This is a genomic window from Geomonas sp. RF6 (genome assembly GCF_021044625.1).
Classification (GTDB): domain Bacteria; phylum Desulfobacterota; class Desulfuromonadia; order Geobacterales; family Geobacteraceae; genus RF6.
This window is the reverse complement of record NZ_CP087999.1, coordinates 2,862,370-2,883,299: the sequence shown is the minus strand read 5'-3', so window position 1 is coordinate 2,883,299 and position 20,930 is coordinate 2,862,370. Positions and strand designations below refer to the sequence as shown.

General features: G+C 61.5%; 20 protein-coding genes. 10 read left to right on the top strand and 10 right to left on the bottom strand.

The window, feature by feature from the left end; all coding sequences use genetic code 11:
* Positions 1 to 319: 319 nt before the first annotated feature.
* The 4 genes from LPW11_RS12405 to LPW11_RS12390 form a co-directional block, all read right to left on the bottom strand.
* On the bottom strand, positions 320 to 1,339 hold the full coding sequence (locus tag LPW11_RS12405; RefSeq protein WP_230994202.1) for an aspartate-semialdehyde dehydrogenase: 1,020 nt from the start codon (positions 1,337 to 1,339) through the stop codon (positions 320 to 322).
* Between the two features lie 131 nt (positions 1,340 to 1,470).
* Positions 1,471 to 2,583, bottom strand: coding sequence for an aspartate-semialdehyde dehydrogenase (asd, locus tag LPW11_RS12400; RefSeq protein ID WP_230994201.1), 1,113 nt, complete (start codon positions 2,581 to 2,583; stop codon positions 1,471 to 1,473).
* 120 nt (positions 2,584 to 2,703) lie between these two features.
* Positions 2,704 to 3,792 (bottom strand): 3-isopropylmalate dehydrogenase, encoded by a 1,089-nt coding sequence (gene leuB, locus LPW11_RS12395; RefSeq protein WP_230994200.1) that lies wholly within the window; start codon positions 3,790 to 3,792, stop codon positions 2,704 to 2,706.
* Positions 3,793 to 4,391: 599 nt separating this feature from the next.
* On the bottom strand, positions 4,392 to 4,997 hold the full coding sequence (locus tag LPW11_RS12390) for an MlaC/ttg2D family ABC transporter substrate-binding protein (protein WP_230994199.1): 606 nt from the start codon (positions 4,995 to 4,997) through the stop codon (positions 4,392 to 4,394).
* Between the two features lie 604 nt (positions 4,998 to 5,601).
* Between LPW11_RS12390 and LPW11_RS12385 the strand changes: the two genes are divergently transcribed.
* The 8 genes from LPW11_RS12385 (at position 5,602) to LPW11_RS12350 (ending at position 12,300) form a co-directional block, all read left to right on the top strand.
* Positions 5,602 to 6,042, top strand: a complete 441-nt coding sequence (locus LPW11_RS12385; RefSeq protein WP_230994198.1) for a hypothetical protein — start codon at positions 5,602 to 5,604, stop codon at positions 6,040 to 6,042.
* Positions 6,043 to 6,300, top strand: a complete 258-nt coding sequence (locus LPW11_RS12380) for a hypothetical protein (protein WP_230994197.1) — start codon at positions 6,043 to 6,045, stop codon at positions 6,298 to 6,300.
* Between the two features lie 15 nt (positions 6,301 to 6,315).
* Entirely contained in the window at positions 6,316 to 6,651 is a 336-nt protein-coding gene (locus tag LPW11_RS12375) for a YbjQ family protein (RefSeq protein WP_230994196.1), read from the top strand.
* Positions 6,652 to 6,929: 278 nt separating this feature from the next.
* Entirely contained in the window at positions 6,930 to 8,012 is a 1,083-nt protein-coding gene (serC, locus tag LPW11_RS12370; protein WP_230994195.1) for a 3-phosphoserine/phosphohydroxythreonine transaminase, read from the top strand.
* Positions 8,005 to 9,189 carry a phosphoglycerate dehydrogenase gene (locus tag LPW11_RS12365; RefSeq protein ID WP_230994194.1) on the top strand — a complete coding sequence of 395 codons (1,185 nt, stop codon included), beginning with the start codon at positions 8,005 to 8,007 and terminating at the stop codon, positions 9,187 to 9,189. Before serC ends, LPW11_RS12365 begins: the two co-directional genes overlap by 8 nt.
* A 145-nt stretch (positions 9,190 to 9,334) precedes the next feature.
* Complete coding sequence (locus tag LPW11_RS12360) at positions 9,335 to 10,984, top strand: mucoidy inhibitor MuiA family protein (RefSeq protein WP_230994193.1); 1,650 nt, start codon at positions 9,335 to 9,337, stop codon at positions 10,982 to 10,984.
* A gap of 118 nt (positions 10,985 to 11,102) precedes the next feature.
* The gene (gene def, locus LPW11_RS12355) at positions 11,103 to 11,633 is read left to right on the top strand and encodes a peptide deformylase (protein ID WP_230994192.1); all 531 of its coding nucleotides are present in this window, start codon (positions 11,103 to 11,105) and stop codon (positions 11,631 to 11,633) included.
* 64 nt (positions 11,634 to 11,697) lie between these two features.
* Positions 11,698 to 12,300 (top strand): flavodoxin family protein, encoded by a 603-nt coding sequence (locus LPW11_RS12350; protein WP_230994191.1) that lies wholly within the window; start codon positions 11,698 to 11,700, stop codon positions 12,298 to 12,300.
* A 137-nt stretch (positions 12,301 to 12,437) separates the two neighbouring features.
* Here LPW11_RS12350 and LPW11_RS12345 read toward each other — a convergent pair whose 3' ends face one another.
* The 6 genes from LPW11_RS12345 to LPW11_RS12320 all read right to left on the bottom strand — a co-directional run bounded on the left by LPW11_RS12345 (position 12,438) and on the right by LPW11_RS12320 (position 18,714).
* The gene (locus LPW11_RS12345; RefSeq protein ID WP_230994190.1) at positions 12,438 to 13,844 is read right to left on the bottom strand and encodes a TolC family protein; all 1,407 of its coding nucleotides are present in this window, start codon (positions 13,842 to 13,844) and stop codon (positions 12,438 to 12,440) included.
* A 33-nt stretch (positions 13,845 to 13,877) separates the two neighbouring features.
* Positions 13,878 to 14,330: an outer membrane lipid asymmetry maintenance protein MlaD gene (gene mlaD / locus LPW11_RS12340; protein ID WP_230994189.1), complete on the bottom strand. Its 453-nt coding sequence runs from the start codon at positions 14,328 to 14,330 to the stop codon at positions 13,878 to 13,880.
* Between the two features lie 28 nt (positions 14,331 to 14,358).
* The gene (locus tag LPW11_RS12335; protein ID WP_230994188.1) at positions 14,359 to 15,105 is read right to left on the bottom strand and encodes an ABC transporter ATP-binding protein; all 747 of its coding nucleotides are present in this window, start codon (positions 15,103 to 15,105) and stop codon (positions 14,359 to 14,361) included.
* A 9-nt stretch (positions 15,106 to 15,114) separates the two neighbouring features.
* Positions 15,115 to 15,885 carry an MlaE family ABC transporter permease gene (locus tag LPW11_RS12330; RefSeq protein ID WP_269145339.1) on the bottom strand — a complete coding sequence of 257 codons (771 nt, stop codon included), beginning with the start codon at positions 15,883 to 15,885 and terminating at the stop codon, positions 15,115 to 15,117.
* Positions 15,886 to 15,975: 90 nt separating this feature from the next.
* Positions 15,976 to 16,569 (bottom strand): peptide-methionine (S)-S-oxide reductase MsrA, encoded by a 594-nt coding sequence (msrA, locus tag LPW11_RS12325; RefSeq protein WP_230994187.1) that lies wholly within the window; start codon positions 16,567 to 16,569, stop codon positions 15,976 to 15,978.
* Between the two features lie 360 nt (positions 16,570 to 16,929).
* On the bottom strand, positions 16,930 to 18,714 hold the full coding sequence (locus LPW11_RS12320; protein ID WP_230994186.1) for a GspE/PulE family protein: 1,785 nt from the start codon (positions 18,712 to 18,714) through the stop codon (positions 16,930 to 16,932).
* A 165-nt stretch (positions 18,715 to 18,879) separates the two neighbouring features.
* On the opposite strand from LPW11_RS12320, the gene LPW11_RS12315 reads away from it, so the two are divergent.
* Together LPW11_RS12315 and LPW11_RS12310 are read left to right on the top strand one after the other, a co-directional pair.
* Complete coding sequence (locus LPW11_RS12315; RefSeq protein WP_230994185.1) at positions 18,880 to 19,206, top strand: phasin family protein; 327 nt, start codon at positions 18,880 to 18,882, stop codon at positions 19,204 to 19,206.
* Positions 19,200 to 20,870, top strand: a complete 1,671-nt coding sequence (locus tag LPW11_RS12310) for an ABC1 kinase family protein (protein WP_230994184.1) — start codon at positions 19,200 to 19,202, stop codon at positions 20,868 to 20,870. The genes LPW11_RS12315 and LPW11_RS12310 overlap by 7 nt, the downstream gene beginning before the upstream one ends.
* Positions 20,871 to 20,930 lie beyond the last annotated feature (60 nt).

Genomic DNA, 20,930 nt, shown 5'->3' with positions numbered 1-20,930 from the left:
CAAAATCGAACTTCCACCGCAAAGGCGCAAAGGACGCAAAGAAAACCACGCAAAGAGAATCCTGACCGATGATGCTCGTTCCCAAGGTCATCTTGAACGCACTTGGGTGCAAAGCTCCGGCTTTGCATCCGCGTCAGCGGAGCAATGGGCGTGTGGCGAGGCTGAGCCTCGCGGCCAGTTGCGTTCCCAAGCTGGAGCTTGGGAACGAGTCGGAATCACGCAAAGAAAACCCCGGACTTGAAGCCGTTAAGCCTTTCTTTGCGGATTCTCCTTTGCGCTCTTTGCGTCTTTGCGGTGGGTGTTAGCCGTGCCTTTAGCCTTACTTAAGATACTTCTCGATGAGGATCTCCGCGATCTGCACGGCATTCGTCGCGGCGCCTTTCCTGATGTTGTCCGCCACCACCCAGAGGTTCAGGCCGTTCTCGATCGACTCGTCCTCCCTGATGCGCCCGACGAGAGTTGCATCCTGCCCCGCCGCGTCCATCGCCATCGGGTACTCGCTGTTCTGCACATCGTCGACGAGTTCCACCCCAGGCGCGTTCTCCAGGAGCTCACGCGCCTTCTCCACAGTGATCTTTTTCTCCGTCTCAATATTGATCGACTCGGAGTGGCCGTAGAAAACCGGGACGCGCACGGCGGTCGCTGTCGTCCTGATGTTCGACTCCATGATCTTCGCCGTCTCGCGCACCATCTTCATCTCTTCCTTCGTGTAGCCGTTGTCGAGGAAGGCGTCGATCTGCGGCAGGCAGTTGAATGCGATGCGATGCGGGTAAACCGTGTTCTTCGCCGGACGGCCGTTCAAAAGCTCGCCGGTCTGGACCCTCAGTTCGTCGATCGCCTTGCTGCCGCTCCCGGAGACCGCCTGGTAGGTGGATACGACGATGCGCTTGATCTCCCCGTAATCGTGCAGCGGCTTCAGCGCCACCACCATCTGAATCGTCGAGCAGTTGGGGTTCGCGATAATCCCCTTCTTGGTGTAACCGGCAATGGCATGCGGATTGACCTCAGGAACGACCAGAGGTACAGCATCATCCATCCGCCATGCGCTGGAATTGTCGATGCACACCGCGCCGGAGCGGACGGCAGAGGGGCAGAACTCCTCGGAACGGCTCCCCCCCGCGGAGAAGAGTGCTATGTCCACCCCCTCGAACGAGTCATGGGTGAGCTCCTCGACCTCCACCGCCTTCCCCTTGAATTCCAGCGTCTTCCCTGCGCTGCGGGAGCTCGCCAGCAGCTTTATCTTTCCCACCGGAAAGTCGCGCTCCTCCAGACACTCGATCATCTGCGTGCCGACCGCGCCTGTGGCGCCCACTATCGCTATATTCCAACGCTTGCTCATCTTCTGTCTCCTGTAACGGGCGTTCCCCCTCAGTTGCGGCAGGGGGAAGATGGTCGGATGACGGATAAACGGCGGATCACCCTCAAGGAGCGATCCGCCGCTTTTGGTTCAGCTATGGTGACTACGTTTCCCTACTTCAGCCCCCGCTCCTGCAGCACGCGCAGCATGCGCCGCAGCGGCTCGGCAGCGCCCCACAGCAACTGGTCGCCGCAGGTGAAGGCTGAGAGGTACTGCGGCCCCATCTTCATCTTGCGCACGCGCCCGACCGGAACGGTCAGGGTGCCGGCGATCGCCGCAGGGGTCAGGTGCTCCAGAGTTTCGGCCTTCGTGTTCGGCACGAACTTCACCCACTGGTTGTCGTTTTTGATCAGCTCCTCGATCTCCTCGATCGGCAGATCCTTGTTGAGCTTCATGGTGAGCGCCTGGCTGTGGCAGCGCATCGCCCCCACGCGCACGCAGATACCGTCAACGGGGATAGTCTCCTTCGTCCCGAGGATCTTGTTCGTCTCGGCGCACCCTTTCCACTCTTCACGGCTCTGTCCGTCCTCCACCTCGCGGTCGATCCAGGGGAGGACGCTCCCGGCCAGCGGGTAGCCGAATGCCTTCTTCGGCAGCGCCTCGCCGCGCATAGTGGCGGTGACGTCGCGGTCGATGTCGAGAATGGCGGAGGACGGGTTCTTCAGGAGATCCTCGACCGAGCTGTGCAGCGTGCCCATCTGCGCGAGGAGCTCACGCATGTTCGGGGCGCCTGCGCCGGAGGCTGCCTGGTAGGTCATGGAGGTAGCCCACTCCACGAGACCCGCGCGGAAGAGTCCGCCGAGAGCCATCAGCATAAGGCTCACGGTGCAGTTGCCGCCGATGAAGTCCTTCACGCCGCTGTCCAGCGCGGCATCGATGACGTTGCGGTTTACCGGGTCGAGGATGATGACTGCGTTCGGCTCCATGCGCAGCGTGCTCGCCGCGTCGATCCAGTAGCCGTTCCACCCCGACTTGCGCAGCTCGGAATGCACCGACTTCGTGTAGTCACCACCCTGGCAGGTGACGATGACTTCGTTCTTCTTCAGTTCCTCTATATCCGCGGCATCTTTCAGCACGCCGGCATTCATGGGGGCCGCCTGCCCGAGCTGGGAGGTGGTGAAGAAGGTCGCGTCGATACCTATCCCTGCAAAGTCGTTCTCCTCCTGCATGCGCTTGAGCAGAACGGATCCCACCATACCACGCCATCCGACAAATCCGACTTTCATAGAGTGATCCCCTTCATTCTAGGACGATAGTAAGTCAAATAGAGACGCGCCCCGCGCCACCCTCATCGTAGCACAGCAGCAATTCCTGCTGCCAGAGGGGGGCGCGGAGCGAAAGAGACGCTAGAGAGCCGCGACGATGGCGTCGCCGATCTCACGGGTACCGACCTTCTTCTCGCCGGCCTTCCCCTGGAAGATGTCCTGGGTCCTCAGCCCCGCGTCGAGGACCTTCACGACGGCGGCGTCGATGGCATCGGCGGCCTCCACCATCCCGAAGGAGTAGCGAAGCATCATACCGGCGGAAAGGATCTGCGCGATGGGGTTTGCCACCCCCTGCCCGGCGATGTCGGGTGCGCTGCCGCCGGAGGGCTCGTACATCCCGAAGGTACCTTCAGCAAGGGACGCGGAAGGAAGCATCCCGAGGGAGCCGGTGAGCATCGCCGCCTCGTCGGAGAGGATGTCGCCAAACATGTTTTCGCAGAGGATGACGTCGAACTGCTTCGGCCACTTGACCAGCTGCATCGCGGCGTTGTCGACGTACATGTGGGAGAGCTCGACGTCGGGGTACTCCTTGGAAATGCCGATCACGACCTCGCGCCAGAGCACGGATGTGGAGAGAACGTTCGCCTTGTCGATGGAGCAGACTTTCTTTCCCCTCTTCTGCGCCGCCTGGAAGGCCACGTGGGCAATACGCTCGATTTCGGGGACGCTGTAGCGCATGGTATCTACGCCGATGCGCTCGCGGCCGACCCCTTCGATCCCCTTCGGCTGGGAGAAGTAGATGCCGCCGGTAAGCTCGCGGATGACGAGAACGTCAAAGCCGCCGGCGATGACCTCTTCCTTGAGGGAGGAGGCGCTGGTGAGCGAAGGGAAGATGATGGCCGGGCGCAGGTTCGCGTAGAGGCCGAAGATCTTCCTGAGAGGGAGGAGTGCACCGCGTTCCGGCTGCTCTTCGGGGGGCAGGGTCTCCCATTTGGGCCCGCCTACGGAACCGAAAAGGATGGCGTCAGAGGCCTTGCAGATGTTTACAGTCGTCTCCGGGAGAGCCTTCCCCTCGGCGTCGATGCCGGCGCCCCCCACGTTGGCGTGGGTGCGCTCGAAGGTAACGTCGTAGCGCTTCTCTACAGCGTCAAGTACCTTGAGTGCCTCAGCCATAACCTCCGGTCCGATGCCGTCACCCGGCAGGACCGCAACTTTATAAACGTTTCCCATGTATCTCCCCCGCTGCTCTACTTGGATTCAAAAATTCCTGATTCTAGGGGGGGGTGGCAATGAATGTCAATAAAAAAGGATCTGTAAACGAAGGGGAGAGTTCTGCAGGAAGCGGGGGGCCGGCGGGTGAGCGGGGGCGAGATGCCGAGAGAGCCAGAAGGCGGGGAATATATCCTGATTATCCGGGAATTCCGGGGACCGTGGGTACATTGCCACGAAGCACTGCAGAAGGCCTGACGTTCCCCCCTTTGCGAAGGGGGGGCAGGGGGGATTTGATCTTCAAGTCTCCTCCAGAACCAGCCCGTTTAACAGTACATCTCGGGCGCCGAAGCGCAGTGCTGCGGCACTCTAAAGATCAACGACATAGGCACCACCAGTTTTTTGCAAAGTGGAATCGCAGAAATTGCTTGAGACCACAGCAGTTGCGACTGCTGAAGGATGGGGCTGGCCAAGTCAAATCCCCCCTGTCCCCCCTTCGCAAAGGGGGGGACGCGAGGCCTCGTGCGGCTCTTCATTGGAACATGAGACGGCTTCCCCGAAATTCCGGATGAGCCTATCTCCTTCCGCCTTCTGCGTCGCCTTCACTCTCTTCTACAGTGCTACAGTGCCTTGATCTCGTTGCTCTTGGTGCGGAGCTTCTTCACCAGCGCCGGGTACCCCTGGTTGGCAATGATCCTGCCGAATTGCCCGCGGTAGTTGGAGACGAGGCTCACCCCCTCGATGATCACGTCGTACACCATCCACTTCCCCCCCTTCTTCAGCAGCCGGTAATCGAGGGTATATTCGTCGCGCTTCGGCGTGATGACCTTCGATCGCACCTCGGCATAATCCCCTTCCACCGTCTCCTTCAGGTACTCGATCTTCTCGTTGTGGTACGACTCGATCTTCCCGGAATAGGAGTTCTCCAGGAGCGTTTCGAAGAGCGAGACGAACTCCTTTCTTTCCGCCGGTGTCCGGTCCTTCCAATGCCGGCCGAGGGAGCGCTGCGCCATCTCCCCATAGTCGAAGATTGCGCCGATTGCCTTCTTCAGCTGCGCGCGCCTCTGCGGCTCCTTCTGCGGTTGCTTCATGCTCTCGTCACTGACAATCTGCACGACATGGTCCACGGTTTTCTTCACCTCCTCAGTGACGGAGGCACCGGCTTGTGCGGCCACGGATAGCGTCAGGAGAAAGAAAGAGACGACGAGGATAGCCAGCCTTCTCATAAGACCTCCTTGCAAGGGAAGGGAACAGCAGCAGTTACGCAACGAAGCGAGTTGACGGGTTAGAGGGTACCATCCTCGAAGACTTTGACAACATCTGCGGGGGGGGTGGAGGCGCTTCAGCCGCCACTTGGCATTCTCTCCCCCTGCCATCGACGGGGCGATTTCCACGCCCTGACAGAGCGGGACCACCCGCTGTGCGGGCCATGGCCGCGTCAAAAAATACTGCTCAAAAAAGAGGCAAAGAGCTAAAACCTCCCATTTTCGCTTTATCCGCGCCGTTCTCTGCGCCTCTTTTCAACAGAGTTTTCCACAGCAATGTGGATTGCGAAACCGCATGGATAAAGGCTGCGCGCATAACCCCAATAATTTTATGCACTTTATGAGAGAAACCACCACCTCCGACAATTCATTGACGCTTCCGGCCGCTCTAGGAGAGTCGCCAACCTCCCGAAAAGAGCCCCTTTCGACGTTTGAGAAACGGCCGCAGGAGCGACTGGAGGGCCGTTCATCGGAAACACCCGTGGCATGAGAAAGATGGTAAAGTTCTATTCGTCCCGATGAAGCCCCCGCATGGACAGTTGCACGATGAGCGGGAGGACGCTCCATGGCCACCACCGAGTACTGGCTCATCCTCGTGATCACCATTATTGCCACCGTTCCGATGCTGGCCGGCGTCGTCCGCGCCATCACGGCCCCCTGGCGCACGCTCGCCACGCACTACCCCGGCCCCGCCGGCAGCTGCGCCACCGAAATCTCCTACGTCACCGCCCGATTCTGGGGAACCTCTCTCCCCTTCCCCCTGACCCGCTGCATCCGCATCCGCGGGAACGACGCGCTGGTGGCCTTCAGCATCATCGGCTTTGACTTTCTTCTGGCAAAGCTGCCGGAGATCGTGGTCCCCCGAAGCGCGATCGCGGAGTGCGTCCCGTGTGACCTTATTGTCCCCAGGCAGAGGTTGAGCTTTACCGGAGCGCCGACGACGATGGTGGTCTACGGGCGCGGCGCGACGTTCATCCGCAAGTGGTGGAAAGAAGGAGGGCAGTGAGTGGCTATGAACAAGGTCGCTTCCGTCTCGATTGCAGTGATGATTGTGGTAGGGATTCTCTTCCTTGCCGGGGTCTGCTGGCACTCCGTGGGCGAGATCCACTACCTGAAAACCTTCTACCCGTCGAGCTTCAATATAGACCAGGCATACGAGGCGACGAGGATCGAGGCGATAAAGGTGGGGATCATCGCCTTTCCTGTCATCGTTGCCATAGCGGCAGGCCTGTACGTGCTGAAAAACTTCTCCGGCAGGCGCTGAAAAAGGAGGGGAGAGATGGATATTCCGGTAACCACGACCTTCAGCATCGATGGATTCCGCATCCGCGAGTACAAGGGAATAGCGCGCGGCATAGTCGTGAGATCGCCGACCATAGCACAGGGGATTCTCGGGAGCCTCAAGAACATCATCGGTGGGAACATCGGAGCCTACTCCAGGATGTGCGAGCAGGCGAGGCAGCAGGCGTACGAGCTGCTGGTGCAGCACGCGCTGGAGATCGGCGCGAATGCGGTGGTGGGGCTGCGCTACGACGCTTCCGAGGTGGTGAGCCGGGAATCCGCGACGGAGGTCTTGTGCTACGGCACTGCGGTCGTCATCGAACCGGAACGATAGCTCTTCGTCCCGTAGCCGATCTTGCTTTAGACGTCTGGCTCCTTCCAGTTGACGCTCTCTACATCCCACTGCGAGCTCCCAAGACAGCACTCTCGACACAAGCTCCATAACTGTTGAACCTACAAAAGAAAACCTCTCGCATAGCGCCGAGACATGCCAGACTTTTGCCATCTCGTACAGCGACAGGAATTTTTCCTGTTTACAAGAATGACAAGACAATCGCGGCGCTGCTATGATAGATTCCTTTTTTTGCTAAACCACAACGAGAAGGAGATCCTATGTCACGCGTATTCAACTTTAGCGCCGGTCCTGCAGTGTTGCCCGAGGAAGTTCTCAAGAAGGCTGCCGCTGAAATGCTCGACTGGAACGGCTCGGGTCAGTCCGTTATGGAGATGAGCCACCGCGGTAAAGAGTTTATAGCCATCGCCGAAGCGGCTGAGGCTGATCTTAGGGAACTGCTCGCGATACCCTCCAACTACAAGGTGCTCTTCCTGCAAGGCGGCGCCACCCTGCAGTTTGCCATGATCCCCATGAACCTTCTTGCAGGGAAGACCAGCGCCGACTACGTCAATACCGGTGAGTGGTCGAAGAAGGCGATAAAGGAGGCGAAGCTTTTCTGCCAGCCGAACGTTATCGCCTCCAGCGAGGACCAGAAGTTCACCTATGCACCGGCTCAGGGCGACTGGAAGCCCTCTGCGGATGCGGCATACGTGCACTACTGCGCCAACGAGACGATCGGCGGCGTTGAGTTCCAGTGGATCCCCGAGACGGGCGATGTGCCGCTGGTATGCGACATGTCCTCCAACATCCTCTCCAAGCCGATCGACATCACCAAGTACGGCCTGATCTACGCAGGGGCGCAGAAAAACATCGGCCCCGCCGGCCTCACTATCGTGATCATCCGCGAGGACCTGATCGGGAAGGCTCCGGAAAAGACCCCGGCGATGCTGAACTACAAGACCCACGCCGATGCGGACTCCATGTACAACACCCCCCCGACCTACGGAATCTACATCGCAGGTCTCGTTTTCAAATGGCTGAAGGAGCAGGGTGGACTCGCCGCCATGCAGAAGAAGAACGCAGAGAAGGCGGCGCTCATCTACGACCTCCTCGACAGCAGCAGCTTCTACAACAATCCGGTGCGCCGCGAAGACCGCTCCCTGATGAACATCCCCTTCACCCTCGCCAAGCCGGAGCTGGACGACGAGTTCCTGAAAGGTGCCAAGGCGCGCGGGCTCGTGCAGCTGAAGGGGCACCGCTCCGTCGGCGGCATGCGCGCCTCCATCTACAACGCCATGCCGCTCGAAGGGGTGCAGGCGCTTGTTGAGTACATGAAAGAGTTCGAGGTAAAGAATGCCTAGCACCTACAAGATCCTCGTTCTGAACCAGATCTCCCAGATCGGGCTCAGCCGCCTCCCGATCGACCGCTACACCGTCGCAAAGCAGATCTCCGACCCAGACGCCATCCTCGTTCGCTCCGCGGACATGCACAGCATCGACATCCCCGCGAGCGTCAGGGCGATCGGGCGCGCCGGTGCGGGTACCCAGAACATCCCCACGAAGGAGATGTCCGGGCGCGGCGTCCCCGTATTCAACGCACCGGGCGCCAACGCCAACGCGGTGAAGGAGCTCGTCTTTGCGGGGATGCTCATGGCGGCCCGCAACATTCCCGCGGCGCTCAAATTCGTGGAGGATCTCGATCCTGACGATTCGAACATGGAGAAGACGGTCGAAAGCGGCAAGAAGAACTTCTCCGGCTTCGAGCTCTCCGGGAAAACCCTCGGGATCATCGGTCTCGGCAAGATCGGCTGCATCGTCGCCGACGCCGCGATCAAGCTCGGCATGGAGGTCATCGGGTTCGACCCGGAGATCACGGTCGACTCCGCCTGGAGCCTCCCCTCCCAGGTGAAGAAGGCGGAGAGCGTCCTCGACGTGGTAAGGCACTCCAACTTCATCACCGTCCACGTGCCCCTTCTGGACGCGACCCGCCACCTCATCAACGCCTCGAACCTGGAGTTTGCGCAGGAAGGGACCGTCCTCCTCAACTTTGCACGGGAAGCGGTCGTGAAAGAGGAGGACGTGCTGGCGGCCCTGCAGAGCAAGAAGCTCCACTACTACGTCTGCGATTTTCCCGGGGCTGGGATCAACGGGAAGGAGAACGTCATCTCCCTGCCGCATCTCGGCGCCTCCACCCGCGAGGCGGAGGAAAACTGCGCGGTCATGGTCGCCGATCAGATCCGCGACTTCCTCGAGCACGGAAACATCCAGAACTCGGTGAACTTCCCGACGGTGCTCATGCAGCGCGAGTCCCGCTTCAGGGTTGCGATCGCAAACTCCAACGTGCCGAACATGGTCGGTCAGATCTCCACGGCCATGGCGCAGCACGGCCTCAACATCCACAACATGATGAACAAGTCGCGCGGCGAGATGGCCTACACCCTCGTCGACGTCGACAGCGACGTGCCGCAGGAAGTGATCGACAGCATCAGCTCCATCAAGGGCGTGCTGGCGGTGCGTTACCTGCCTATGGCAGGATAGCATCACAAAAAGACGTGGGGACGCCTCCCGGGGCGTCCCCACGAGCAGTTCCACCGCCGCACCCTTCGGCTCCCGCAACCGGCGCCAGCGCAAGCAGCACCCCTGCCACACACATACCTGTACCACCACCAAGAGGAGCACCTCCATGCGTCTGCGATCCTTGTTGTTGCTGGTTTCTCTTCTCCTCCCCTCTTTCGCTTCGGCTGCCGCAACAGAGCGCCTCGAGGCACCGCATCGCATCAGCGCCGTCACCGTCTACCCCGACCGCGCCATGACCACCCGAAGCGCCACCCTCTCGCTCAAGCCCGGAAGCTACCTCGTCGACTTCAGCCGCCTCCCCGTTCTCGTGCAGGACGACTCGGTGCGCGTAACAGGCACGGGGAGCGCATCGGTTACCATCGTCGGCGTGGAGGTGAAGCGCGCCTTCGCGGAGCAGGTCCCGGAAAAGCGCGCAAAGGAGCTCGAGCAAGAGATCAGGGCGCTGGAGCGGAAAATCGGAAGTATCGACGCCCGGAAGGCGGCGCTGGCGTCGCAGCGCGGCTTTATCGACTCCATAAGGGTGGCCTGGGGAGACCGCATCTCCAAGGAGCTCGCGGCCGGGAAGCCGACCACGGGGGAGCTCAATGAAGCGCTCTCCTTTGTCGGGAGCGGCGTCGCCAAGGTTGAAGAGCAGGCCCGCGATGTCGACGAGGAGAAGCGTCAGCTCAAGGAGCGGATCGACGCTCTGCGCCGTCAGCGGGACGAGGCTATCGGCTCGCAGGCGAAGGAGTCGAAGACGGTGCAGGTGGCGCTCGAAGTCTCTCGCGCCGGAAACCTTTGCCTCGAGCTCTCCAGCATCGTGCCGCAGGGGGGATGGGAGCCGGCCTACGACGTCCGGCTCGGGGCGGACGGGAAAGAGGCCGACCTTGTCTTTCGGGGGGTGGTACGCCAGCAGACCGGTGAGGACTGGCAGGATGTCGCCCTCACCCTCTCCACCGCACGCCCAGCACTCGGCGGCGCACCACCGGAGCTCCCTCCCTGGCATATCTCCTTTTATCGCCCCCCCCCGCCCCCGGTGCCGCTGTACGACGGCGGCATGGCAAAAGCCGCACGTGCCGAGGATTTCCGCGTGGGCTCCGCCCTCCCGGCGCCGCAGGCGGCGCCCTCGGCACCGGCCCGGTACGAGACGGCTGAAGTGGCCCAGGAGCGTACCTCGGTGACCTTCCGCATCCCGCGCCCCGTCAGCATCCCTTCCGACGGCAGCGAACACGGCACGGTCGTCGCCACCGAAAAGCTCCCGGTGGCGCTCGAGTTCCTCGCCGTCCCGAAGCTGGCGCCGACGGCGTACCTCAAGTCGGAGATCGTGAACAAGCTGGAGTACCCCCTCCTCCCCGGCAAGGTGAACACCTTCACCGGCGGAAACTACACCGGCAGCTCGTGGCTCAAGAAGATCGCCCCCGGCGAGAAGTTCGACCTCTTCTTCGGCACCGACGAGCAGGTCACGGTAAAGCGCGAGGAGCTGAAGAGCCACAAGGAGGCCGGGATCTTCGGGAAGAGCAGGCAGACCTACCGCTACCGGATCGAGGTACAGAACTTCCGCAAGGAGGCGGAGACGATCACCATACACGACCAGCTCCCCCTTTCGGGGGATCAGGAGATCAAGGTATCGCTCGACAAGCCGAGTGTGCCTCCATCGGAGACGCGTCCGGACGGGACGCTGGTCTGGAAAATCCCGCTGCGGGCCGGCGAGAAGAAGGAGCTTACCTTCGATATCGTGGTGGAATACCCTAAAGACCGGGAGGTTGTCGGCTTGTAAGGGGTGTGGTAATCGAGGCGCTCAAGCCTTACTATTGATGGGAGAGTCGTACATTCCCCGGTATCTCCCCCAACCTGGAACCAGCGCTCCGGGGGGATCAATCAAGAGGAGAACCCAGATGGCCATCATCCGCCAGATTGCACAGCTCGGGCGGCCGGTGTTGCGCAAGGTCGCGGCCCAAGTGGAAAATCATGCGGCACCGGAGATCCGCTCACTTGTGGAGGATATGCTCCTGACCGTCGTCGATGCAAACGGGGTCGGGCTCGCGGCGCCGCAGGTGCACGAGTCGGTCCAGCTTTTTATCATTGCTCCGCGCCCCAACCCGCGCTATCCCAATGCATCGGAAATGGACCCCATAATCATGATGAACCCGAAGCTCCTGTGGGGCTCGGAGGAGATGGAAAAGGGGTGGGAGGGATGCCTCAGCATCCCCGGCATCCGCGGCTTCGTGCCGAGGCACAAGTCGATTCGCGTCGCCTTTCTCGGAGCGGACGGTACAACGCGGGAAGCAGAGCTCGAAGGGTTCGTGGCGCGCATATTCCAGCACGAGTACGACCACCTGCAGGGGGTAGTCTTCCTCGACCGCACCGACCCGCGCGAATTGGTCATGGAGAAGGAATATCTGCACCTGATGATGAATGCCGCCTAGCGGAGGCTTCGCTGGGCGCGAGGCCGCAGCCGTGGAATGCGTTTTCGCTATTAGTGGAGGGGGCATGAAAATCACTGCAATCGTAGGGAGCTACCGCAAGGGGCACATCATCGACAGCGCCGTCGATGAGATTCTTGCCTCGGCTGCGGCGGAGGGTGCGCAGGTCGCGAAGATCTACCTCACCGACACCCACATCGAATTCTGCACCAACTGCCGCGTCTGCACCCAAAACCCGGACGGCATGCGCGGCAGCTGTCCCCTTGCCGACGAAATGTCGGGGATACTCGATCAGCTGGAGACGAGCGACGGGATCATCCTCGCCTCCCCCATGAACTTCTGGACCGTCACCGCCATCACCAAGCGCTTCATCGAGCGCCTCGTATGCTACGCCTACTGGCCGTGGGGGAACGCCGGGCCGAAGATGCGCAAGTTGCCGAAAACGAAGCGCGCCGTCGTCGTTGCCTCCTCCGCCGCACCGGCCGTCGTGGCGCGACTCTGCACGAAGCTGGTAAAGACGCTGAAGCAGGTGGCTAATCTCATGGGGGCGAAGACGGTGGGGGTTCTGTTCATCGGGCTGAGCGCCCGGCAGAAGGATCAGGAGCTCGGGAAAGGGGCGAGAAGGAAGGCGGCGCTACTCGGGAAGAAGCTGGCGGCGCCGACTTCGTAAAGAGGAATCAGAGAGAGAAAAATGTAGGCCGGAATAAGCGAAGCGTTTCCGGCAGCGCCGGCAGCAAAAGGGCCGCCGGATCTGCCGGGAACGCCGGAGGCTTATCCCGGCCTACATTTTAACATGATCACCTTCACCTACAGCGGCGATTCCCCGGTGGCGTAGCACAGGTTGGCGATGGCCATGTTGTAGTCGTAGATCGCCTGGAAGTACGCCGCCCGCATCTTCGCGTACTGCTGCAGCGAATCGAATATGTCCTTCGCCGGGCCGATGCCGAAGTCGAAGTTTGAAGAGGACGTCACCGCCCACTTCTTCGAGTTTTCATAGCCGCTCTTCGTCTCCGCCAGGGCGGTCCGCGCCTGCACCCCTTCGTCGTAATATTTCCTGATCTGCAGGGGGATGTTTTCCTCTGCAAAGGCTTTCGTGGAGAGGAGTTTCTCGTATTGAGCCTGCTCCTGCGCGATCTTTGCGGAACTGATGCCGAAGTCGAGCCCCCACTTGATCCCCAGCGCGACCCCCCCCCAGAAGTGCCGGAAGTTGTCCTGGATCCACGGGTTGTTCACCTTGTCGCGCTGCGAGGCATAGGCCGCGGAGAGGTAGCCGCCGAGAAAGAGGTCGGGGTAGCGGGCTGCCTTCGCCCCCTCCACCAGAGCGCTCCTCGCCTGCAGTCCTTCACTTACCTGCTTGAACTCGGGACGCTGCTGCTTCGCCCGCTCGGCATACGCCTCGAACCGCTCCAGAGGAACATCAACGAGGGCGAGGCGCTGGTCGCCGAGGTCGGGGACCACGTCGGTCGTTCCCCCCATCCGCACCGAAAGCGCCGAAAGCGCCAGGGTCTCACCCTTCTCCGCCTGCGCCAGATAGTTTCCCACCTCTCCGTTGAAGGCGGCGAGCTTGAAAAGATCCGCCTCCTCGACGTTTTCCGATTCCTTCGCCAGGAGCTTCTGAGCCGTATCGCGCGCCTTGTTCAGGTCCTCCCGAACCTCGCACAGAACCTCCTTCATCTCCCGCGCGAGGAGCACGGAGTAATAATACTCCTTCACCTTCAGGGCGATCTCGTTGCGCCGCTGTTCCCTGCGGGCCTGCTCCACCTTCACCCCGTGGGTCGCGGCGGTCATGGCGTTGCTGATCTTCCCGAAGGTGTAGATCGGCTGCACAAGGGTGACGTCTCCCCGCTCGAACCAGCCGAGATGGTTCAGCTCGGAGCCTGTGTCCGGAGAGGAGACCTGGTTGCCGCGGGCGCGCGGTACCGGCCCTGTGAGCCCGAGGAAGTCGATCTTCGCAAAACGATACCCCTTCGCCTCGGCAAGCTTCGCGCTCATGAGATCAATGTCCGATTGCGCCTCCCCGAGTTCCGGGGCGTTCGCCAGCGCACGCCGCACCGCTTCGTCGAGTGTCAGGGGATGCCCCCCCTGTGCCCCCGCGAGAGCCGGCAGGATGAGCAAAATGCCGACGGCAACGAGTCCCGCACCGCCAGAGCCGCGTACCGCAAAGTGGGAGATCACGTTCCTGAGCGACAGCAAATGGATCTTTTTCCGCATCATGTCGCCTCCTCCAGTGACCAGGGTACCCGCAGGCTATTTCACCTGGCCATGTATGTATTTACTGAGCAGTTCCTCCAGATCGACCGCCGATTCTGTCTCACGTATCCTCCCCCCCGGCTTCAGCACGGTGTCGGACCCGCCGGGCTGAAGGAGGACGAACTTGTCTCCGATGATGCCGCGGGAGCGTATCGAGGCGATGACGTCCTCCTGGAGCTTGATGCCGCTTTGCACCTTCAGGTAGACGCGGGCCCTGCCGCTCCCTTTCGGGTCGAGCCCTATCCTCTCCACCGTCCCGACCTGGACCCCCGCGATCTCCACCGACGCCCCCGACTTCAGACCGGATACCGAGTCGAAGTCCGCAGCCACTTGGTAGTGGTCCCCCCCCAGAAGCTCCACCTTTCCGAGCTTCAACGAAAGATAGGCGAGGCAAAGAATGCCGATCAGAACGAATATCCCCACCGTCAGTTCAAGGTTTCTTCTTTCCATAGGTCACCCGCATTTCCCTCCATCCCATTCAGGCTACGCGTATCGGGCCATCGAGGCTCCCGCTGATGAACTGGCGCACCACCGGGTCGGGGGAAAGCTCGATCGCCTCCGGGGGGCCGACCGCCACGATCTTGCCACGGTGCAGCACCGCCACCCGGTCGGAGATGTCGAAGATCTCCGGTATCTCGTGTGAAACCACTACCGCCGTGAAGCCGAACTTCTCATGGGTTTCCCGGATCATGTGGTGAATCGCGCTGCAAATGATCGGGTCGAGCCCGGTGGTGGGCTCGTCGAAGAGGATGATGCGCGGGTTCATCACCAATACCCTCGCCAGCCCCACCCTCTTTTTCATCCCCCCCGAAAGCTCGTCCGGATACTTCCGCTCCACTCCCGGCAGCCCCACTGTCGCCAGCGCCTGGTGCACCCGTTCCCGGATCTCCCGTGCCGGGAGGGCCGTCTTCTCCTCCAGGGGAAATGCTACATTTTCGTACACGGTCATGGAGTCGAAGAGGGCCGCATTCTGAAAGAGCATCCCGAACTGCTCACGCATCTTGTTCAGCTTGCGCCGGTTCAGCTTCGCAATATCCTCGCCGTCCACGAGAACGCTGCCGCGGTCGGGGCGCAACAACCCGATCATGTGCTTTAGAAGGACGCTCTTCCCCTCACCGGAAGGGCCGATGATGGAGGTGATCTTTCCCGTCGGGATCTCCAGGTCGATCTCGTCGAGGACGACCTGGGCGCCGAATCTTTTGGTGACACCTTTCAGGGTGAGCATGCCGCACTCTCACAGGAGGATGGAGGTGATGAAATAGTCCCAGACCAGGATGAGGACGCTGGAGGTGACGACCGCCGAGGTGGTCGACTTCGCCACCCCCTCCGCACCGTGCCCGGTGTAGTACCCCTTGAAGCAGCAGACCCACGCTATGATCACCCCGAAGGAGATCGACTTGATGAACCCGGAGTAGACGTCCTTCCACTCGACGCTCTTTTCCATCTCTCCCATATACGCCCCCGGATTCACCCCCAGGAGCTTCACCCCCACGAGGTATCCTCCGGCAATCCCCACCACGTCGAAAATGGAGCAAAGGAGGGGAAGCGCCAGGATCGAGGCGAGGAGCTTCGGGGAAACGAGATACCTGAAGGGCTCCAGCGCCATCGTTTCCAGGGCGTCTATCTGCTCTGTTATCCGCATTATTCCTATCTCCGCCGCCACGGCGCTCCCTGCGCGACCGGTGACCATGAGGGCGGAGAGGACCGGCCCGAGTTCGCGGATCAGGGAGAGCGCCACCGCAGAGCCGAGGAGCCCCTCCGACCCGAACTTGGAAAGGGTGTAGTACCCCTGAAGGCCGAGCACCATGCCGGTAAAAGAGGCGGTCAGGATGATAACGAGGGTCGACCGGGCTCCGATGAAATTTATCTGCTTGAGGATGTGGACCGGCTTCTTCAATGAGGGGAGGGAGAAGTAAAAGGCGTAGAGGAGGAAGCTGAAGATCCTCCCCAGCGCTTCCAGGCGGGTCAGGACGAAGGCGCCTAGATTTACCACGAAGTTTGACAAAGGCCCCTCCAGCGAAGGAAATAGCACGCTAGAGATTTTAGGTGAGAAAAGTGAATTGTAAAGGCTGGGCCTTTTAATGGGATGAGGCGGCTACTCCCCCCACAGCTCGCTCAGGCGCTTCTCCCGTCCGGAACCGTGCCAATACTGGGCGTATCTGGTGGGGTGCTTCCTGTAGAACTGCCGGTGGTAATCCTCGGCAGGATAAAATGCGCGTGCAGGGATAATCTCGGTGAGGATTCTGCCGTCGAAGAGTCCGGCGCGCTCCAGAGCCTCGCGCGAGCGTTCCGCAAGGCGCCTTTGCGCCTCCGTCTCGAAAAAGATGACGCTGCGGTACTGGGGGCCGACGTCGCAGAACTGCCGGTTTTTCACGGTGGGGTCGATGTTTCGCCAGAAGACCTCCAGCAGCTTGCCGTAGCTGGTGCGCTTCGGGTCATAGAGGATCTGCACCGCTTCCACATGTCCGCTGCGGCCGGAGGAGACCTCCTCGTAGGTCGGCTCTTCCGTGCGCCCCCCGGTGTACCCCGGGGTTACAGACACGACCCCCGGGAGGTGATCGAAGACCGGTTCCATGGACCAGAAACAGCCACCTGCAAAGGTTGCCGTCTCCAGGGGGTGCGGCCCGTCCAGTGAAAGGAGTGCCGCCGCTCCCCAGACGAAAGGATCGAAAAGAAGTTCACCCATCATAGTGTCTCCCCCTCAAGCCTGTTCTAGCCACAAACCGTTGCAATCTAATTATTGTTCTTTAATTTTGTATGTCAACCGGTGGTGCCGTAGCTGCTTTTCAACATACGGGAGGAAGAGTGAAGGGGCTGTAATGACAGGGTGAACTTCCGCCAGCTCGCAAAACGCTGCGGCGGGGAGTCGCCGGAGGGGGGAGAAAGGGGGGCTTGAAAAGCTGCAATTCACATTAACAAATAAGGGAGTGCGGTCGTCGGCCGGGATACGCCGCAGGGGTTCCCGGCGGCGGTGCCTGCCCTCCAACGGATTGCCGGAAACGCTCCGCTTATCCCGGCCTACATGTCACATCTCCGCTGCCGCACCGCGCTAGGTGACGGAAACGACTTCCTCGTAGGTGGTGATCCCTTCCAGCATCTTGCGCACCGCCTGCTCCCGCAGGGTGATCATGCCGTCGCGGCGCGCGACCGCCTGCAGCTCCTCCAGCGCCATCCGGTCCGAAAGTACCGCCTTCACCCCTTCGTTCACATCGAGGACCTCGAAGATCCCGGTGCGCCCGCGGTACCCCGTGCCGCGGCATTCGGTGCACCCTGCCCCGAACCAGATCGCGCGCGCCCCCGTCAACTGCAGGTACTCACCCTCCTCCGCGGAGAGCTCCCGCTCCCTCTTGCAGTTGGGGCAGATCTTGCGCAGGAGGCGCTGCGCGATGATGCCCACGACGGTGGAGGAGATCAGGAAGGCCGGTATGCCGAGGTCCAGAAGCCTCGTTATGGAGGAGGGTGCATCGTTGGTATGGAGCGTGGAGAGGACGAGGTGCCCGGTGAGCGCCGCCTGCACCGCGTTTTCCGCGGTCTCCTTGTCGCGGATCTCGCCGATCATGATGATATCCGGGTCCTGGCGCAGGATGTTGCGCAGCACATTGTCGAAGGTGACTCCTATGCCGCTTTGCACCCCGACCTGGTTGAACTCCTCCATGACCATCTCGATCGGGTCCTCCACCGTTACTATATTCACCTCCGGTGAGGAGAGGGTTCTCAGGGACGAGTAGAGGGTGGTGGTCTTCCCGCTCCCGGTAGGTCCGGTGACGAGGATGATCCCGTTCGGCCTGTGGATGAAGGAGTCGTACAGCTTGTACTCCCGCGGGTAGAAGCCGATCTGGTCGAGCTCCTGCATCAATACGTCAGGATCGAAAATTCTTATGACCACCTTTTCCCCGAAGGCGACCGGGAGGGTGGAGACGCGCAGCTCGATCTCTTTGGCGTTGTGGCTCGTCTTGATGCGCCCGTCCTGGGGGCGCCTCTTCTCCGCAAGGTCCATGCGCGAGAGCATCTTTATGCGCGACACGATCGGTGGGTGCAGCGGCTTTGGCACCACGTGGACATTATGCAGCACGCCGTCCACCCGCAGCCTGATGAGGCTCTTGTCCCGCTTCGGCTCGATGTGGATGTCGCTCGCGCGCTGGTCGAAGGCGTACTGCAGGAGAAAGTCCACCGCGCGCACGATGTGGCGGTCGTTCCCCTCGATTTCGTGCCCGGTCTTCAGCCTGACGAACTGCTCCAGGTTCCCGAGGTCCACGGCTGTTGTCGCCTCGCTCTCCGCCGCCTGAACCGAGGCGCGGAAGCCGAAGAACTCCCGCAGGATCTTCAGGATATCGCTGCGGGAGGAGAGGACGCGCCGAAAGTCGATCCCCTTGGCGCTCTTTAGCTCCTCGATGACGTCGTCGTTGAAGGGGTCCGCCACCGCAAGGGTGACGACACCGCCGGCGACGCCGACGGGGACGATCAGGTGCTTCAACGCAAAGGGGCGCGGAATATGGGCGGTGACGACGGAAAGGTCGAGGCTTAGCGGGTTGATCTTTAAGTATTCCATCCCCACCGCGGCGGCGATCGCCTCCGTGATGAGGTCCTCGGTGAGGAGCTTCCCGCCGGAGCCGGCAACTTCCAGGTTGAGGGAGGCGATGACCTCAGCCGGGGAGGGCTTTTCCGGGACGTGCTGCAGCCGGCGCGCGTATCCTGCCTGCGCCGCACCCGCCAGCCTCGCAGCCTGCTGCTCACCGGCCGTGGCGAGGTTTTGCGCCTGCTCCTCGCTGATGAGTCCCCGCTTCAGGAGGATCTGCGCCACGTTTTTCACGGTGAGCATCATTTTTCTGGTCATAGCACCCCCGACCCCTGCGGAAAATGAAGATTAACGAGCGGAGTCATTTCGGGAGTATCTGTGAGATGCCAAGCAAAGTCAAGTAGTCGCTCTCATTGACTTTAACGCCCCCCACGGTAACATTGCACCAGTTTTCCCCATTAAAAACTGGAAGGAGGGAATATCATGTTCGACTTGCTGGAAAAAGCGGTCCTGACGGCGCTGGGGGTGGCCTCTATCACCCAGAAACGCGGGGAGGAGATGCTCCAGGAGTTGAGGGATCGCTACAAGATGAGCGAAGACGAGGGGCGCGCCTTCATCGACAGGCTTCAGGACATCGCCCGCCAAGGGAAGGAGCGCAGCGTCGAGCTCGCGGAGTCGGAGGTGCGCCGCGCTCTGGACGCACTCGGGATCGTCTCGCGCGACGAGTTCGAGCGCCTCAGGAGACGGGTGGAGGCGCTGGAGGCGATGCAGCCGATAGAAGAGATCGTGGAACTGGGCCCGGAATGCTGAGAGTATTGCAGATAAACCGCAACGTGCGCAGCATCAGGCGCTATCGCCAGATCGTCCGTGTCCTCGCCGCGCACGGCCTGTACCAGCTCCTCGACTACCTGAACCTCTCCCACATCGCCGCCAGACGCCGGCGCGCCTCCGACATCTTGCACCTGGCGCCCCAGGAGCGCCTCCGGCTCGCCATGGAGCAGCTCGGCCCGACTTTCATAAAGCTGGGGCAGCTCCTTTCCACCCGCGCGGATATCATCCCTCCCGCCTTCGTGGCGGAGTTCGCCCTGCTGCAGGACCGGGTCCCCTCCATCCCGTTCGAGGCGATAAAGGCGGAGATCGAGCTCGAACTCGGCGCCCCGGTGGAGGAGCGCTTCTCCTCGCTGGAGACGACCGCCATGGCCGCGGCCTCCATCGCGCAGGTGCACCGGGCGAGGCTTAAAAACGGGGCAGAAGTGGTGGTGAAGGTGCGCCGCCCCGGCGTCGTGCAGATGGTGGAGACCGACATCGACATCCTCATGGGGGTGGCCCTCCTCCTGGAACGGCACATGGCGCGCAGCGACATCTACGACCCCGTCGGGTTCGTGCGGGAGTTTGCGCACACCATCAGGCGCGAGATGGACCTCTCAAAAGAGGGGCACGCCATAGAGAAGATCAGGGACAACTTCGGCGGCGACGAGACCCTCTGCTTCCCGAAAGTGTACTGGGAGGCCACCACCCACGGCGTCCTCACCACGCGGTACGTGCAGGGAATAAAGGTCAGCGACCTCGCGGCCCTCGACGCAGCGGGGCTGGACCGCCGGCTCATAGCCCAGCGCGGGGCGGTCGTCTTTCTCAGGATGGTCCTGGAGCACGGGTACTTTCACGGCGACCCGCACCCCGGAAACGTCCTCATCCTCCCGGGGAACGTCATCTGCCTCCTCGACTTCGGGATGGTGGGACGCCTCGACCCGGGGCTCAAGGACTATCTCGCCGACCTCCTGAACGCCCTCATCAAGAGAGACGTGGACGAGGTCGTAGCGATCCTCATCGACAAGGGGGAGGTGGGGGAGAACCTGAACGTCACTTCCCTGAAGCGGTCCGTCGCCGAGTTCATCGACAGCTACTTCGAGATCCCGCTAAAGGAAATCCACGTCGGGCGGGTGCTTCTCGCCTTCATCGACCTGATATCCATCCACCGCATCAAGCTGCACCCGGATCTGGCGCTCCTCATCAAGGTCATCGTAACCGTGGAGGGGATGGGGCGCGAACTCGACCCGGACTTCGACATGGTGGCACACCTGCGCCCCTTTCTTGAGGGGGCGTTCCGGGAGAAGTATTCTCCGACCCACATCGCAAGAGAGGCTGCGGCAGCGACCCACGCCTATCTCTCTCTATTCAAGAACCTCCCCCGGGAGATCAGGGAGATCCTGAAAAAGATAAACCGCAACAAGTTCCGCATCGATCTGGAGCACCGCGGTCTGGACCGCTTCAGCCGCGAGCTGGAGCGCTCGGCGAACCGCCTGTCGCTGAGCCTTATCCTCGCGGCCCTCATCATCGGCTCCTCCATCGCCATGCAGACCGGGAGGGGGCCCCTCCTCTTCGATCTCCCCGCCTTCGCCCTCGTCGGCTACGCCTCCGCCGGTGTGGTCGGGCTGTGGTGGGTTGTGGCGATCTTGCGCTCCGGCAGACTCTAGGTGTTGCACAAAAGCCACACTCACCCGTTGCTTTTACACCACACCCCCTCTCCTCCACCC